Below are 15,940 nucleotides of genomic sequence, written 5' to 3'. Positions count from 1 at the left end.
AACCCATGAAGGACACCCATGACCACCGACACCGTGCGTGACACCCGACAGTCCATCGAACTCGACATCGACGGCATGACCTGCGCCTCGTGTGCGGCGCGCATCGAGAAGAAGCTCGGCAAGGTCGAGGGTGTCGACGCGTCCGTGAACTACGCCACCGACAAGGCCCTGGTGCTCGCGCCCACGGGCCTCACCGCCGCCGACCTGATCAAGGTGGTCGAGGAGGCTGGCTACGGCGCGCACCTTCCCGAACCGGACTCGACTCCTCCCGATCGCGCGGGTGCCTACCGACGTCGTCTCATCGTGGCGGCGGTGTTCGCCGTTCCCGTGATCCTGCTGGCGATGGTGCCCAGCCTGCAGTTCCCCTTCTGGCAGTGGGTCTCACTCGTGCTGACCCTGCCGGTGGTGACGTGGGCTGCCTGGCCCTTCCACAAGTCGGCCTGGGTGAACGCACGTCACGCGGCGACCACCATGGACACGCTCATCTCGATGGGCACCTCGGCCGCGACCCTGTGGAGCCTCTACGCGCTGGTGTTCACCTCGGCGGGCCACCCGGCCTACCGGCACGACTTCGGGTTCACCCTCGACCGTCACCACGCCGGCACCGCCACCTACTTCGAAGCCGCCGTCGGCATCATCACCTTCCTGTTGCTGGGCCGCTGGATCGAGGCCCGCTCACGACGCGACGCGGGCGCGGCCCTGCGCGCCCTGCTCACCATGGGTGCCAAGGAGGCCTCGATCGTTCGCGACGGGGTCGAGACCCGGTTGCCCATCGACCAGTTGGTGGTCGGCGACCACTTCGTGGTGCGCCCCGGCGAGAAGGTCGCCACCGATGGTGAGGTGGTCGAGGGCAACTCGGCCGTCGACGCCTCGCTGATCACCGGCGAGTCGGTGCCGGTCGAGGTCGGCCCCGGGTCGTTGGTGGTGGGCGCCACCATCAACACCTCCGGTCGACTGCTCGTGCGCGCCAGTGCCGTCGGTTCGGACACCCAACTGAGCCACATCGCCCGGCTCGTGGAGCAGGCCCAGACAGGCAAGGCTGCCGTCCAGCGCCTGGCCGACCGGATCTCGGGCATCTTCGTGCCCATCGTCATCGGGCTCGCCCTGGTCACCCTGATTGGCTGGCTCGTGGCTGGCGCCGAGGTTGGTTTCGCCTTCACCGCGGCTGTCGCCGTGCTGATCATCGCGTGTCCCTGCGCCCTGGGCCTCGCGACGCCGACCGCCCTGTTGGCCGGGACCGGACGAGGATCCGAACTCGGCATCGTCATCCGTGGACCCGAGGTGCTCGAGCAGGCGCGGTCCATCGACACCGTGGTGCTCGACAAGACCGGAACGCTGACCGAGGGCCAGATGTCCGTGGCGTCCCACCCGGCTGCGGGCACCACCGAGTCGCAGCTCACCCTGGTCGCCGCCGCTCTCGAGAACCACTCCGAACACCCGATCGCCAGGGCCGTGGTCGCGGCCGCCGGCACCCGTGGGCTGCCCGAGGTGTCCAACTTCTCGAACCACCCGGGACGAGGCGTGGTGGCCACGATCGACGGTGTCGTCCACTTGGTCGGCAACCAGCGCCTGCTGGAGGACAACGGCCTCGCACTCGGCGCCGAGGTCGAGGACGCGGCCCAGGCGGCGTCCGGTCGCGGTGAGACCTTGGTCTTCGTCGCCACCGAGCACGAGGTGCTCGGCGTGATCGGGGTGGCCGACACCATCAAGGCCACGTCTGCCGAGGGCATCCGCCAACTGAAGGCGCTCGGCCTGACGCCGGTCATGGTGACCGGCGACCACGAGGCGGCCGCCCGGGTGGTGGCCGACAGCCTCGGCATCGACGAGGTGCGGGCCTCCGTGCTGCCGGCCAACAAGGTCGACATCGTCCGCGAGTTCCAGGCCCAGGGACGAAGGGTCGCCATGGTCGGTGACGGGGTCAACGATGCGGCCGCTCTCACCCAGGCCGACCTCGGCATGGCGATGGGGTCGGGAACCGACGCGGCGATCGCTGCGAGCGACATCACCCTGATGCGGCCCGACATGGTCCTGGCGGCCGACGCGGTGCGCCTGAGCCGGGCCACCCTGCGGACCATCAAGATCAACCTGTTCTGGGCCTTCTTCTACAACGTGGTCGCTCTGCCGGTGGCCGCGCTGGGGTTCCTGAACCCGATGATCGCGAGCGCCGCCATGGCCTTCAGTTCGGTCTTCGTCGTGCTCAACTCGCTCCTCCTGCGCAGGTTCACGCCCCGCGCCTGACCAGGCAGACCAGGGCGCCGGGCGGGGTCGGTCCAGAAACGGACCCGATCTCGCCCTGGGGCCCTGTCTCGTCTGGTTCCGAGCGGTTTGGGTCCGTTTCTGGACCGCGGCCCGGCGGCCCGGTCAGCCGGGTGTCGCGATGGCTGGAGAGCGGCGAGCAGTGGGGCGTGGAGAGAAGTCACGGAACGTTCCCCGACCTCGGCGTGGCGTCCAATCGGCTCACCCATTCGGGGGTTACTCTCAGGATTTCTTTGGGATTCTCTCAACAAGAGGTTAGGGTAGGACCTGCTCGGGTGACCGAGCCGTCCCCGAATCTTTCCAAGAAGAGGTCCCGCGTGAAGTTCCCCATTGGCGCCAAGGTTGCGCTCGCCACCGTGCTCGCAGCCGGTACTGCCCTCGGCGGTGTCGGCATCTCCAGGGCCTACGCCACTGACTCGGTCACCTTCGACATCGAGGGTGCGACCAGCACCGCCGACGTCCGGGCCAAGGATGTGCGTGACGCCCTCGCCGCTCAGGGAATCACCCTGTCCCAGCACGACGTGGTGCAGCCCTCCCTCGACACCAAGGTCTCGGACGGCCTGGAGATCTCCGTGAAGTACGGACGTCCCGTGACCCTCACCATCGACGGCAAGACCACCACCAGGTGGACGACCGCCACCTCCCTCGACCAGGCGCTGGCCCAGTTCGCCCTGCTCGACCCCAAGGACCAGGTCTCGGTCAACCGTTCGACCCCGCTGGGTCGCCAGGGTCTGACCGTGTCGGTGGACACCGCCAAGTCGGTCACGATCTCCACCGCGAAGGGTGACGTCAAGGTCGAGGTCGTGGGAACCGTCGCTGACGCTCTCAAGGCCGCCAACATCTCCGTGGACTCCTACGACAAGGTCTCGGCCGACACCTCGAGTGAGCTCACCGAGGGACAGGTGATCACCTTCGCCGACGTGGCCAAGGTCGCCTACACCAAGAGCGCCAAGGTTCCCTTCAGCGTCGTCAAGGTCAACGACCCCACCCTCGCCCAGGGCAAGACCAAGGTCGTGCAGCAGGGCAAGGACGGATCGATCACCAACTGGCGCACCCGCTGGACCAGCGATGGCAAGCAGTTCGCCGACCAGCTGAACGACCAGAAGGTCGTCAAGCCCCTGAACCAGATCGTCAAGGTCGGGACCAAGGCCCCGGCCCCCGCCCCTGCATCCACCACCTCGCGGACGACCAGCTCACCGGCGACCACGACGAAGAAGGCCGCCAGCTCGGTGCCCTCGGGTAGCGTCTGGGACCGCCTGGCGCAGTGCGAGGCCGGCGGCAACTGGCACATCAACACCGGCAACGGCTTCTACGGTGGCCTGCAGTTCACCTCGTCGACCTGGCTCGCCTACGGGGGTGGCGCCTACGCCTCCCGCGCTGACCTGGCCAGCCGTGAGGCCCAGATCGCCGTGGCCACCAAGGTCCAGGCCAGCCAGGGCTGGGGTGCATGGCCCGCCTGCACCGCCAAGCTCGGCATCGGCTGAGCCGACCGACCCGTCGACAGTAACGGGGCGCCCACCAGCAGGTGGGCGCCCCGTTCGTCGTCCGCTGGGGTGGTGGCCGTCATCCCCGATCGGCGATGGCCTGCTCCAGACGCTCGAGCTTGCCCGTCAGCTCGCCGGTGTAGCCGGGGCGGATGTCGGCCTTGAGCACCAGGGCCACCCGTGACCCGAAGGGCTGTACGGCGTCGACGCACTGCTTCACCACGGCCATGCACTCGTCCCACTCGCCCTCGATCGTGGTGAACATCGAGTCGGTGCGGTGAGGCAGTCCCGAGGCGCGCACGACGCTGACCGCCGCCGCCACGGCGTCATGGACGGAGGCATCGTCGCGGGTCTGGTCGTCGCGGGGCTGGCCTTCGCGAAGGGTGGCGTCTGAGGGGCGGCCCGAGGGGGCGACGGAGAAGGCGACAAGCATGCTTCCAGTCAATCAGGCCCGGGCCGAACCGTCAGGGGTTGGTTCGTGCAGGCCCCGGTGGTCCAGAAATGGCCTGGGCTGCGGCCATGGCCACGCGAATCGGGCCGGCTCCACCACTGGCGGCCATTTCTGGACCTCTTCCCCGATCGCGCGGTGCGGGCCATCGACCCAGTCAGGCGTCCACCGGGCAACCCCGGGTCGTCGCCACCGCCAGCACCCCTAGGCTTGCGACGCAGACCAGACCGAGCATCACCCGAGCAGGAGTCACATGAGCCAGCCGATCCGCGTCGTCGTGTGGGGAGAGAACTTCCACGAGAACCACGACGAGCCAGTCCGCGAGATCTACCCCGACGGCATGCACACCGCCATCGCCGAAGGCATCCGCACCCACCTCGGCGAGGGCGCGGAGGTCGAGACCCGGGTGCTCCAGGACGACTCCCAGGGCATCACCGATGAATTGCTGGCGAGCGCCGACGTGCTGCTGTGGTGGGGTCACGCCCGCCACGACGAGGTCTCGGACGAGACCGCCACCCGCGTCCAGCGGGCCGTCCAGTCGGGCCTCGGCCTGATCGTGCTGCACTCGGGCCACCACTCCAAGCCGTTCATCCAGCTGATGGGAACCTCGTGCAACCTCGACTGGCGCGGGTCGGACGACCGTGAGCTGGTCTGGACCGTCGACCCCTCCCACCCCATCGCCCAGGGCGTCCCGCACCCGATCGTGATCGACTCCGAGGAGATGTACGGGGAACCCTTCGACATTCCCGCCCCCGACCAGCTGATCTTCGTGTCGTCCTTCAGTGGCGGTGAGGTGATTCGCTCGGGCGCCACGTGGACCCGAGGCCGCGGCCGCGTGTTCTACTTCCGTCCCGGTGACCAGGAGTACCCCACCTATTTCCATCCCGACGTGCGGCGGGTGATCGCCAATGCCGTGCAGTGGGTGGCCCCCGCCAACGGTCGGCAGGCACCGGTCGTGAATCGCCGGCCGGCGGGCTGGTTCGAGACCGGCGAGCGGCTCGAGGCGGCCGACCCGCGGTTGCAGGTCTGAGCCAGTGCCCCCCGACAGGACGGTCCGCATCCGCCGGGCCACCCCCGGCGACGCCGAATCGTATGCGCGCTGTCGTGAACAGTCGATGGCGGCGGCCTACGCCCACTTCATGCCACAGGAGTTCTTCGACCGCCGGCTGGAGAGGTTCGACGAGCTGGTCGCTGACTACGCCCGCGACATCGCCGACGTCGACTCCCACGCCCATTGGATGGCGACCGACGAGGCCGGCCGCGTACTGGGGATCTGCACGATCGCGGCCGCTCCGGCGCAGTGGGAGCGTGATCTCGGACTGCCCGAACCTCCCGTCCAGCGTGAGCTGGCCCAGCTCTACCTGACGCCCGACGCACAGGGCTCGGGTCTGGCCCAGGACCTGCTGCGGACCGCCCTGCCTCCCGAGCAGGAGGCCTACCTGTGGTGCATGTGGAAGAACCCACGGGCGGAGGCCTTCTACCTGCGGCAGGGGTTCGTCCACGACGGTGTCGAGGTCAGTTGTGGGCCGACGTGGTTCGACCAACGCATGTTTCGCATGTGGCGTCCTCGACGCCCGCGTGCGTAGGGTGAGGCGCCGGTGCGGTGTCGTCCCACGCGCAGTGTGAACCCCCTCCGGGGTCTGCCCTTCCTCCATTGGGAGCAAACCGGGCACATCTGGCAGGGTGGCCACAGGAGGTTCCCATGACGAGTCGACCGTCGGTGGCGCTCTTCGCGACCTGCATCAACGACACGATGTTCCCGGGAACGGCCATCGCGACCGTCCGCCTGCTCGAGCGACTGGGCTGCACCGTCACCTTTCCCGAGGCGCAGACCTGCTGCGGGCAGATGCTCACCAACACCGGTTACATCGCCCAGGCGGAACCTGTGGTGCGCACCTTCGTCCGCGCCTTCGAGGGCGCCGACTACGTGGTCGGGCCGTCGGGATCGTGCGTCGGGTCCGCCCGCCACCAGCACCCGATGATCGCCTCGAAGGTGGGGGACGAGGGTCTGCGGCGGGCCTCCGAAACCCTCAACCAGCGGGTGTTCGAGCTGTCGGAGTTCCTGGTCGACGTGCTGGGGGTCACCGACGTCGGCGCCTGGTTCCCGCACCGGGTCACCTTCCACCCCACCTGCCACTCGATCCGCGTCGCCGGCGTCGGTGACCGACCCCAGCGTCTGCTCAGGGAGGTCGGCGGCATCGACCTCGTCGACCTGCCCGACGCCGACCAGTGCTGTGGATTCGGGGGCACCTTCTCGGTGAAGAACCCCGACGTCTCCGTGTCGATGGGCTCCGACAAGGCCCGCTCCGCCGTCTCGACCGGTGCGGAGTACCTGGTGGCGGGTGACAACTCCTGCCTGATGCACATCGGAGGCCTTCTGTCGCGGTCGAAGTCGCCGGTCACCCCCATCCATCTGGCCGAGATCCTCGCCTCGACCCGCGAGGACCCCCGATGACCCGGCTCACGCCCGCTCCCGACCTGCCCGCCTTCCTGGGGATGCCGCCCTTCCCCGAGGCCGCCCCGGCCGGGCTCGCCAACGCCACCCAACGCGCCAACCTCACCCACGCCACCCGAACGATCCGAACCAAGCGGGCGGTCCGGGCGTCCGAGGTGTCGAACTGGGACGACCTGCGGACCGCCGGCATGCAGATCAGGAACCGGGCCCTGCGCAACCTCGACCAGTACCTGGTGCAGGCCGAACAGGCCATGACCGAGGCCGGGGTGACGGTTCACTGGGCGCGCGATGCCGACGAGGCCAACCGGATCGTGGTCGACCTGGTGCGCGCCAAGCAGGCCGACGAGGTGATCAAGATCAAGTCGATGGTGACCCAGGAGATCGACCTCAACGAGGCCCTCGAGGCCGCCGGTGTCGCAGCCTGGGAGACCGACCTGGCCGAGCTCATCGTGCAGTTGGGTCATGACCGGCCCAGCCACATCCTGGTGCCGGCCATCCACCGCAACCGCACCGAGGTCCGTGACATCTTCCGCGCCGAGATGGGGCAGTGGGGCCGTCCCGCACCCGACGACCTCACCGACGACCCGGCGGTGCTCGCCGAAGCCGCCCGGCTGCACCTGCGCGAGAAGTTCCTGCGCGCGAAGGTGGCCATCTCGGGCGGCAACTTCATCGTCGCCGAGACCGGCACGCTGGTGATCGTGGAGTCCGAGGGCAACGGACGCATGTGCCTGACCCTGCCCGAGACCCTCATCTCCGTGGTCGGCATTGAGAAGATCGTGCCGACCTTCGCCGACCTCGAGGTGATGCTGAGGCTGCTGCCGAGGTCGTCGACCGGGGAGCGGATGAACCCCTACACCTCTTTCATCACGGGGGTGACCAGCGGGGACGGGCCCCAGGAGAGACATGTGGTGCTGCTCGACAACGGCCGCACCAACGTGCTCGCCGACGAGGTCGGACGGGCCGCCCTGCGCTGCATCCGGTGTTCTGCCTGCCTCAACGTCTGCCCGGTCTACGAGCGGGTGGGGGGCCACGCCTACGGCTCTGTCTATCCGGGGCCGATCGGGGCGATCCTGACCCCCCAGCTGCGTGGTCTCGACTCCCCGGTCGACCGCGCGCTGCCGTTCGCCTCGTCCCTGTGCGGGGCCTGCAACGACGTCTGCCCCGTCCGCATCCCGATCTCTGACATCCTCGTCCACCTGCGCGGCAAGGTGGTCGAGCACAAGACCGCCACTCACCCCACCCCGGAGTCGATCGCCTTCGCCGCGGTGGCATCGACGATGGCCTCGTCCCGGCGGTTGGGTCTGGTGCAACGGGGGTCCGAACTCGTCGGACGAGCTCTGGGCCTGGTGGGCCGCCGTCGGCTCCCGAGGCTGCCCTGGCCTGCCTCGCTGTGGCTGCGCGACCGCGATCTGGCGGCACCGGCGAAGCAGACCTTCCGCGACTGGTGGCGGCAACGCGAACGGGGGGAGCGGCCATGAGTGGGTCACGTGCTCGCGACGAGATCCTGGCCCGGGTCCGGCGGTCACTGGGCGACGTTCCCGCCGGTGACGAGGTCGTGGTCGACTGGACCTACGCCCAGCCGACGCCACTGCATTCTGTGCTGGACACCTTCGAGGAGAACATCCTCGACTACGGCGCGAGCCTGTCCCGGGTGTCGCCCGACGACGTGGGTCGCGCGGTGGCGGCGGCACTGCGCGGCATGGGCGCCGGGTCGGTGGTCATCCCCGCCGACCTGCCAGCCGGCTGGTTGCAGGGCTGGGACGACCTGCCTGTGGTCGTCGACTCGGGAGACCTGTCGGCCCGCGACCTTGATGCCATCGACGCCGTCGTCACCGGGTCACTGGTCTCGGGCGCCGAGACCGGGACGATCTGCCTCGACCACGGGGCCGGTCAGGGGCGCCGCGCCATCTCGCTGGTTCCCGACCGTCACGTCTGCGTGGTGACGGCGCGGTCGGTGGTCTCCGACATCCCGGAGGCGGTGGCGGTGCTCGAAGCCTCCGTGAGGCAGGGGAGGCCGGTCACCTGGATCTCTGGTGGTTCGGCGACCAGTGACATCGAACTCAGCCGGGTCGAGGGAGTGCACGGTCCCCGACAGTTGCACGTGGTGCTCGTCGTCTGAGCACTCGTCGTCTGAGCATGGGGGCAGTGGTGGCGAAGGGGAGCCAGCTCGCGGAAAGCGCTTTCACAACGTAGATCGATGGGCCAGAATGGTACCCATGAGTGCACCCGTCGTCGTGTTGGCCGTCCAGGACTCCCTCGTCGAGCCCTTCTTCGGACGAGGTGAACTGCAGCGACTCGAGGCCGTCGCCCACGTACGTCGGGTGGTCGACGCGGGCGAGCTCACCGCGGACGACCTGACCGGTGCCAGCGTGCTGGTCACCGGCTGGGGCACGGCCCGGCTCACCCCAGAACTGGCCTCGGCCGCGCCGGGGCTGACCACCCTGGTGCACTCGGCCGGCAGCCTTCGGGCGGTCCTCGACCCCGAGTGCTACCGGCGGGAGGGCTTCATCGCCTCCTGCCAGTCGGACACCAACGCCCTGCCCGTCGTCGACTTCACCGCAGCGATGGTCGTGCTCAGCCTGAAGAACGCCTTCCAACTGCGGGAGCGGTTCCGGCAGGAGCGCTCGTCCACGGGCGACGCCCGCAGCTGGGGAGCCGACGGCGTCCCGTTCCGCCGCGTGGGTCTGGTGGGCGCCTCCAGGATCGGACGAGGGGTGATCGATAAGCTGCGCCCCCTGGAGGTCGAGATCGGGCTCTTCGATCCCTATTTGCGCGCCGACGAGGCGGCCGGGTTGGGGGTGCGGCTGTTCGACAGCCTGGTCGAACTGGCGGAATGGAGCGAGGTGTTCAGCGTGCACGCGCCATGGCTGCCGCAGACCGAGGGCATGATCTCGGCGGAGGTGCTCGCCGCCCTGCCCGACGGCAGCCACTTCATCAACACCGCCCGCGGTGCCCTGGTCGACGAAGAGGCGTTGGTGGCCGAATTGCGCACCGGCCGCCTGGACGCGGTGCTCGACGTCACGTGGCCCGAACCCCCGGCAGCTGACTCAGCCCTGTGGGAGCTCCCGAACGTGTTCATGACCCCCCACATCGCCGGTTCCCAGGGGACGGAGTTCGGACTGCTGGGGCGCGGAGCCATCGACGAGGCGGTGCGCGCCGTCACGGGTCAACCCCTCCTCCACGCCGTCGATGCCGAGGGGTACGAGCGTCAGGCCTGAGCTGCTCACCCCAATCGGACGACCCGACTGCACCGGGCCACCACGTCCGCGTCGTGGGTGATCACGAGCACAGGGCTGTCGTCCGCTGCGGCCCACAAGTCGTCCATCAGGGCTTGTGCAGTCTCGTGGTCGAGGTGCTCGGTCGGCTCGTCGAGGATCCACAGGTCGCGCTCCCCGACCAACACCCTGGCCAGGGCGAGCCGTCTGGCCTCCCCGCCCGACAGGGTCGTGCCTGCCTCGCCGATCAGCCGGTCGGGTGGCAGGTCGAGACCGGCCTGGGAGAGGGCTTCGATGATCTCGGCATCGGTCGCGTCCCGCCTGCCGATGCGCACATTCTCGGCGACGCTGGTGCGGAAGATGTGCGCGTTCTGTGCCAGGTAGCCGACGCGACCGGCGGTCTCGATCCGGCCCGCCTGCGCGGGGATCATGCCCATCACCGTGGCGGCGACGGTGGTCTTGCCGATGCCGGACCGGCCCACCAGCGCCACCCTCTCGCCGGCGCCCACCGTGAGGTCGAGCCCGCGGACGACCGGACGGTGACCGGGCCAGCCGGCGTCGAGTCCGACCACGCGCAGGCCGGGGCTGCCGGACGCCTGCTGGCTGGCGTCGCCGGAGCCCACCGGGGGTTCGTCCAAGGTCTGCGACAGGCGGCTGAGCGCCGTCTGGCTGCGGGTGAAGGTCTGGGCCGCCTGGGTGAAGGTGGCGAGCACCTCGTGCATGGCCAGCGGGGTGAGCGCCACCACCGCGAGCAGTCGCGGGCCCATGGTGCCCTCAGCGACTGCGGTACCGCCGATCCACAGGGCGGCGACGACTGCGATCCCTGAGGCGATGATCTGGCCGCCGGTGGCGATCCCCCGCAGCCAAGCAGCCCGCGACTCGATCCGTCGCAGTTCGGAGTCGAGGGCGAGGGCCCGGGAGATCCGGTCGTCCGCCGCCCCGTTCGCGACCAGGTCCTGCCCGGCCCGGGCGAGTTCGTGCACCTCGGATGCCAGGGCCCCGCGGGTGGGCACCGCTGCGCTGTCATGGCGCAGCCCGGCACGCTGGGTCAGCCAGGGCAGCAGCACCCCGGCGACCAGACAGCTGGCCAACAGCACCAGGGCGGAGCCGAGGGAGAACCGGGCCAGCATCACGGTCGTGCCCACGACGACCAGGGAGGCGGAGCAGAAGGGGACGACGACACGCACCACGAGGTCCTGGATGGCCGACACGTCGGAGATGACGCGACTGAGCAGGTCGCCCCGGCGGCGTCCGATCAGGGTGGTGCGGGCCAGATGGTTGTAGGCATCGAGCCTGAGGGCGGCCTGCATGCGCAACGCCAGGTCGTGGCCGACCAACCGTTCGAGGTAGCGGAAGAAGCCCCGGCTGATGCCGAAGAAGCGCACCCCGACCGCTGCCGCCTGCAGGTAGAGCACGGGTGGTGCCTCGGCGGCTCGCGAGATCAGCCAACCGCTGACCCCCATCAGCGACACCGACGCCCCGGATGCCGCTCCGGCCAACAGGATGGCTGCCAGCAGCCGCCAGTGTCCGTGTCGGACCGCGGCCATCACCTCTCGCCAGAGGGCCACCGTGCTGGTCCCACGGGTCGACCGGGCGCGAGCCATGCCCCCTGAGGTGGTCCGCGTCGGGGCGGTGACGGCCTCACCGGTGCGGGTCTGCAGGGTCATCGGCGCCCCTCAACGCTGGGGTGTGTCCAGAAGTGGACGCGACTGGCGAACTGGTGCGCCAACCGGGTGCCCGGCGAGCGCTGGGGGTCAATTCTGGACCGCCGGGTCATCGGACCCCCTCCGTTGCCGCCAGCCCGGGGACCACAGCGGGAGCCAGTTCGACCACCCGGTCGGCGAGCGCGATCACGGCCTCGCGGTGCGACACCAGCACGACGGCGGCACCCGAGGCCGCGACCGCGGAGATGACGGTGGCCTCGGTGTCGGCGTCGAGACCGGCCGTGGGCTCGTCCAGCACGAGCAGGCGGGCATGCCCGTGCCGCACCCGCACCAGCGCCCTGGCCAGGGCCACCCGGCGCCGCTCGCCGGCGGAGAGACCCTCGCCGTCGTCACCCACGGACCTGTAGGGGTCGAAGTCAGCGGCCACGGCGGTCAGCGCCTCGACGACCTGGTCGCCGGAGGCATCGGGCGCTCCCAGGCGCACGTTGTCGGCAATGCTGCCGACCACCATCCCGGGGTTCTGGGGTACGAAGGCGATCTGCCTCAACCAGTCGCCGCGGTCCAGGTCGGTGACCGCCACCCCGTCAACCGAGACCTCACCGGTGGTGGGCGCCTCGAATCCCAGCAGCAGTCGCAGCAGCGTGGTCTTGCCGCCACCCGATCGGGCCCGCAACGCGATGATCGATCCCGGCGTGACCTCGAACGAGACCGGGTCCAACGCCGGCTCGGCGCTCCCGGGGTAGGTGTATCCGGCCTCGCGCACCCGAAGAGTCGACGAGGCGAGATCGGGGGCAGGCAAGCGGGGCCGGGTGGGCGCCACCGCTCCTGCATCGATGATGGCGAAGGCTTCGTCCGCTGCGGCAACCCCATCAGCGGAGTCGTGGAAGTGCACCCCCACCTGTCGGACGGGCAGGAAGGCCTCCGGGGCCAGCACCAGCACGAACAGGGCTGTCTCGAAACCGACATGCCCTCCGACCAGCCGGAACCCCACGGTCACGGCCACGACGGCCACCGACAGGTTCGCCAGCAATTCCAGCGCGAAGGCCGACAGGAACGACACCGACAGGGTGCGCATCGTCTCGCGCCGATTCGCCTCCTCGCCGAGCTCGACACCCCTGGCCTGGGCGCGGGCACGCCCGAACGCCTGCAGAGTCGGCAGCCCCTCGATCAGATCGGCGAAGTGGTTGGCGAGCCGGTCGGCCACCCGGAACCTGCGCGCCACCGCCTGCTGGGTCGTCCAGCCGATCAGCGACATGAACACCGGAATCAGCGGGAGCGTCACCGCGATGATCAGGGCCGACTCCCAGTCGGCCCACAGGATGGCGGCTCCGACCACGGCAGGGACGACCGCCGCCAGCGCCAGCTGCGGCAGGTACTTCGAGAAGTACCCGTCGAGGGCATCGAGACCGTCGGTGACGACGTGCACCAAGGTGGCGGACGAGGCCTGGTCCGCCGTGGGTCTGGCCAGTCGTGCGCGCAGCACCTCGCGGCGCAACGTCGACTTCACCTCGGCCGCCGCCCGATGCGCCAGCACCTGGTTGAGCCAGGCGAGCAGGGCTCGCCCGAGGAAGACACCCGCGAGCATTCCGAACGTGGCCAGGTAGGGGGCCACCTGACGGGTGGTGAAGATGCCGACCACCGCGTGGGCGAGCAACCAGGCCTGGGCGATCATCAGCCCCGACGTGACCACGCCCACCGCGACGCCGGCGATCAGGTAGTTCCTGGTCGCACGGGCGTGTCGCAGCAGGCGTGGGTGGATGGGTCCGGGCACGGCCTCAGACTAGGCCCCGGTCGCTGCCGGGACCGGCTCGGCAGCCTCCACCGGCAGGTTCTGCACGCTGATCCGCTTGCGGAAGACCCAGTACGACCAGGCCTGGTAGGCGAGCACGATCGGCACGAAGATCGCGGCCGCGATGGTCATGATCTTCAGCGTGTAGGGAGAGGACGAGGCCGACCACATGTCGAGCCCCGGGTCGCCGCTGCTGATGAAGCCGAGGTTGCCGTACATCTTGAGGAACATCGGGGCGATCAGGCCGACGACCCCGATCGAGGTGGCGATGAACGCCGATCCGTCGCGTCCACGGGCGGTCAGCAGCGCTGCCCCCGCAACCGCGAGGGCCGCCACCAGGCCGAGGACCCAGGTGATCGCGTGGGCGGCAGGATGGGTGGGCGCGTGGACGACGTTCATCCAGACGGCCCAGACCATCGACAGCCCCGCGGCGGCGAAGGCGAGTCCGATGGCGAGCTTGCGGGCGTCGTCGTGCACCTCACCCTTGGTCTTGAGGGCCACGAACACGGCGCCGTGGGCACAGAAGAGCACCACGAACAGCACCCCGCCGAGCAACGAGAACGGGGTGAAGAGTTGCCAGAAGCCGGTCGTCACCAGCGGCGGGTTCCCACCGACCTCGAGGCCCTTGACGAAGTTCGCGAAGCCGACCCCGAGCACCAGTGAGGGCAGGAACGATCCGATGGTGGCCATCCAGTCCATCAGGTTGCGGTGGCTCATCTCGGGACGCTTCGAGCGGTACTCGAACGCGACACCGCGCAGGATCAGTCCCACCAGGACCAGCAGCAGCGGTAGGTAGATGCCCGAGAACAAGGTGGCGTACCAGCCCGGGAAGGCGGCGAAGGTCGCGCCGCCGGCGGTCAGCAACCAGACCTCGTTGCCGTCCCAGGTGGGGCCGATGGTGTTGACCATGACGCGCTTGCGCTTGTCGGTGCGTCCCAGGATCGGCAGCAGCATGGCAACACCGAAGTCGAACCCCTCGAGGAAGAAGAAGCCGACCCACAACACGGCAACGAGCACGAACCAGACCGGTGTGAGCGCGGAATGGGTGGCGGTTTCAAGCAGAGTGAACATCAGTTCTCCTGGCCGATCAGTAGGCGAAGGACAAGGGCGCGTCCTCGTCCTCGATGACCTCGACGGGGGCCACGTCCGGCAGGCCCAGCTTCAGGTACTTCATGAACAGGCCCACCTCGAGCACGGCCAGGGCACCGTAGACGACCGTGTAGGTGATCATCGAGAACAGCACCTCACCGGCGCTCACGCCGGGCGAGACCCCGGTCACGGTCGGCATGACGCCGGCCACGAGCCAGGGCTGGCGTCCCATCTCGGTGAAGATCCAGCCGAACGAGTTCGCGAACAGCGGCAGGAACGGCAGCACGGCCATCGCCAGCATCCACGGTTTCGACGGACGAGGGGTTCGCCCGCGGCGGGTGGCCCACAGGATCCACAGGCCGAGGGCGATGCCGGCGAAGCCCAGGCCCATCATGATGCGGAAGGTCCAGTAGGCGACGGGCACGTTGGGGCCGATGTCGGTGATGGCCTGCTTGGCCAACTCGGCCGAGTAGGCCTTCTGCAGCGCGGTCTGGGTGCCGTCGTCCTGCAGGTAGCCCGACTGTGCGAATTCGGCATTGATGTCGTTGATGCCTCTGACCTGGGAAGCCCAGGTTCCGTTGGCCAGGTAGCCGAGCAGGCCGGGCACCTGGATGAGGTGTCTGGCCTCGGTGCCCTCGAGGTTGCCGATGCTCAGGATCGAGAAGTTGGAGCCGTCGGCGGTGTTGTAGTGCGCCTCGGCCGCGGCCATCTTCATGGGCTGGACCCGGGTCATCACCTTGCCCTGGAAGTCCCCGGAGGCCATCACGGCGATCGAGGCGGCGAGCAGGACGACGGCCCCGAACCGCGCGGCCCAGCGCCAGGTGGCGGCGTCGCCGTGGGCCGAGGTCTGGTCGTCCGCGGCACCGTGCAGGCGGGCGAGGTGCCAGCCGGCGATGCCGGCCACGAGGGCCCCGGCCACCATGTAGGAGGCCGCGATCTGGTGCGGGAAGGTCGCCAGGAAGACGGGGTTGGTCAGAACGGCGCCGAAATCGGTGAGTTCGGCGCGCCCGTTGCGGAAGGTCGCGCCGACGGGGTTCTGCATCCAGGAGTTGGCGGCAAGGATGAACACGGCCGACAGCATGGTGCCGAAGGCGGCCGCGTAGATCGACATGAGGTGCAACTTCTTGGGGAGGCGGTCCCAGCCGAAGATCCACAGCCCGAGGAAGGTCGACTCGAGGAAGAAGGCGAGCAAGGCCTCGAGCGCCAGCGGAGCGCCGAAGACGTCACCCACGAAACGGGAGTACTCCGACCAGTTCATGCCGAACTGGAACTCCTGCACGATGCCCGTGACCACGCCGATCGCGAAATTGATCAGGAACAACTTGCCGTAGAACTTGGTCAGTCGCAGGTAGCGTTCGTTCCCTGTCCGGTACCAGATCGTCTGCAGGACGGCGACCAGCATCGACAGCGCGATCGTGATCGGCACGAAGAGGAAGTGGTAGACCGTTGTGATCCCGAACTGCCAGCGGGCAAGCACCTGTGCGTCCATGGGCGCGAATCTACTACGAGGCGTCGTAACTTGAGAATCGGTGAAGGGAGG

Annotated in this window: 13 protein-coding genes; 8 read left to right on the top strand and 5 right to left on the bottom strand. The window is 69.3% G+C overall.

Translation table 11 applies throughout. The features are described 5' to 3' along the window. Positions 1-18 precede the first annotated feature (18 nt). Together H507_RS0100255 and H507_RS18335 are read left to right on the top strand one after the other, a co-directional pair. Complete coding sequence (locus H507_RS0100255; RefSeq protein ID WP_022908712.1) at positions 19-2,238, top strand: heavy metal translocating P-type ATPase; 2,220 nt, start codon at positions 19-21, stop codon at positions 2,236-2,238. 335 nt (positions 2,239-2,573) lie between these two features. Further along, complete coding sequence (locus H507_RS18335; protein ID WP_022908711.1) at positions 2,574-3,740, top strand: resuscitation-promoting factor; 1,167 nt, start codon at positions 2,574-2,576, stop codon at positions 3,738-3,740. Between the two features lie 79 nt (positions 3,741-3,819). On the opposite strand, the gene H507_RS0100245 is transcribed toward H507_RS18335, so the two are convergent. Continuing rightward, positions 3,820-4,173, bottom strand: coding sequence for a thiamine-binding protein (locus H507_RS0100245; protein ID WP_022908710.1), 354 nt, complete (start codon positions 4,171-4,173; stop codon positions 3,820-3,822). Between the two features lie 268 nt (positions 4,174-4,441). Here H507_RS0100245 and H507_RS0100240 point away from each other — a divergent pair, with 268 nt between their 5' ends. The 6 genes from H507_RS0100240 to H507_RS13630 all read left to right on the top strand — a co-directional run bounded on the left by H507_RS0100240 (position 4,442) and on the right by H507_RS13630 (position 9,861). Then, positions 4,442-5,218, top strand: coding sequence for a ThuA domain-containing protein (locus tag H507_RS0100240; protein ID WP_022908709.1), 777 nt, complete (start codon positions 4,442-4,444; stop codon positions 5,216-5,218). A 4-nt stretch (positions 5,219-5,222) separates the two neighbouring features. Further along, positions 5,223-5,774, top strand: coding sequence for a GNAT family N-acetyltransferase (locus H507_RS17040; RefSeq protein WP_022908708.1), 552 nt, complete (start codon positions 5,223-5,225; stop codon positions 5,772-5,774). Positions 5,775-5,890: 116 nt separating this feature from the next. Then, positions 5,891-6,643: a (Fe-S)-binding protein gene (locus tag H507_RS0100230; RefSeq protein WP_026377544.1), complete on the top strand. Its 753-nt coding sequence runs from the start codon at positions 5,891-5,893 to the stop codon at positions 6,641-6,643. After that, positions 6,640-8,121, top strand: a complete 1,482-nt coding sequence (locus H507_RS13635; RefSeq protein ID WP_022908706.1) for a LutB/LldF family L-lactate oxidation iron-sulfur protein — start codon at positions 6,640-6,642, stop codon at positions 8,119-8,121. Before H507_RS0100230 ends, H507_RS13635 begins: the two co-directional genes overlap by 4 nt. Next, a complete protein-coding gene (locus H507_RS0100220; protein WP_022908705.1) occupies positions 8,118-8,762 on the top strand; it encodes a LutC/YkgG family protein in 645 nt (214 codons plus the stop codon). The genes H507_RS13635 and H507_RS0100220 overlap by 4 nt, the downstream gene beginning before the upstream one ends. A 97-nt stretch (positions 8,763-8,859) precedes the next feature. Then, a complete protein-coding gene (locus H507_RS13630) occupies positions 8,860-9,861 on the top strand; it encodes a hydroxyacid dehydrogenase (RefSeq protein WP_022908704.1) in 1,002 nt (333 codons plus the stop codon). 5 nt (positions 9,862-9,866) lie between these two features. Here H507_RS13630 and cydC read toward each other — a convergent pair whose 3' ends face one another. The 4 genes from cydC to H507_RS0100195 form a co-directional block, all read right to left on the bottom strand. Then, positions 9,867-11,462 (bottom strand): thiol reductant ABC exporter subunit CydC, encoded by a 1,596-nt coding sequence (cydC, locus tag H507_RS0100210; protein WP_051139658.1) that lies wholly within the window; start codon positions 11,460-11,462, stop codon positions 9,867-9,869. Between the two features lie 169 nt (positions 11,463-11,631). Continuing rightward, on the bottom strand, positions 11,632-13,233 hold the full coding sequence (gene cydD / locus H507_RS13625) for a thiol reductant ABC exporter subunit CydD (RefSeq protein ID WP_281166924.1): 1,602 nt from the start codon (positions 13,231-13,233) through the stop codon (positions 11,632-11,634). A 69-nt stretch (positions 13,234-13,302) separates the two neighbouring features. After that, a complete protein-coding gene (gene cydB / locus H507_RS0100200; protein WP_022908703.1) occupies positions 13,303-14,382 on the bottom strand; it encodes a cytochrome d ubiquinol oxidase subunit II in 1,080 nt (359 codons plus the stop codon). Between the two features lie 16 nt (positions 14,383-14,398). Next, positions 14,399-15,889: a cytochrome ubiquinol oxidase subunit I gene (locus tag H507_RS0100195; protein ID WP_022908702.1), complete on the bottom strand. Its 1,491-nt coding sequence runs from the start codon at positions 15,887-15,889 to the stop codon at positions 14,399-14,401. Positions 15,890-15,940: the final 51 nt, after the last annotated feature.

It is taken from the genome of Aestuariimicrobium kwangyangense DSM 21549 (assembly GCF_000421525.1).
GTDB lineage: Bacteria > Actinomycetota > Actinomycetes > Propionibacteriales > Propionibacteriaceae > Aestuariimicrobium > Aestuariimicrobium kwangyangense.
This window is presented reverse-complemented; position numbering and strand designations above follow the sequence as displayed.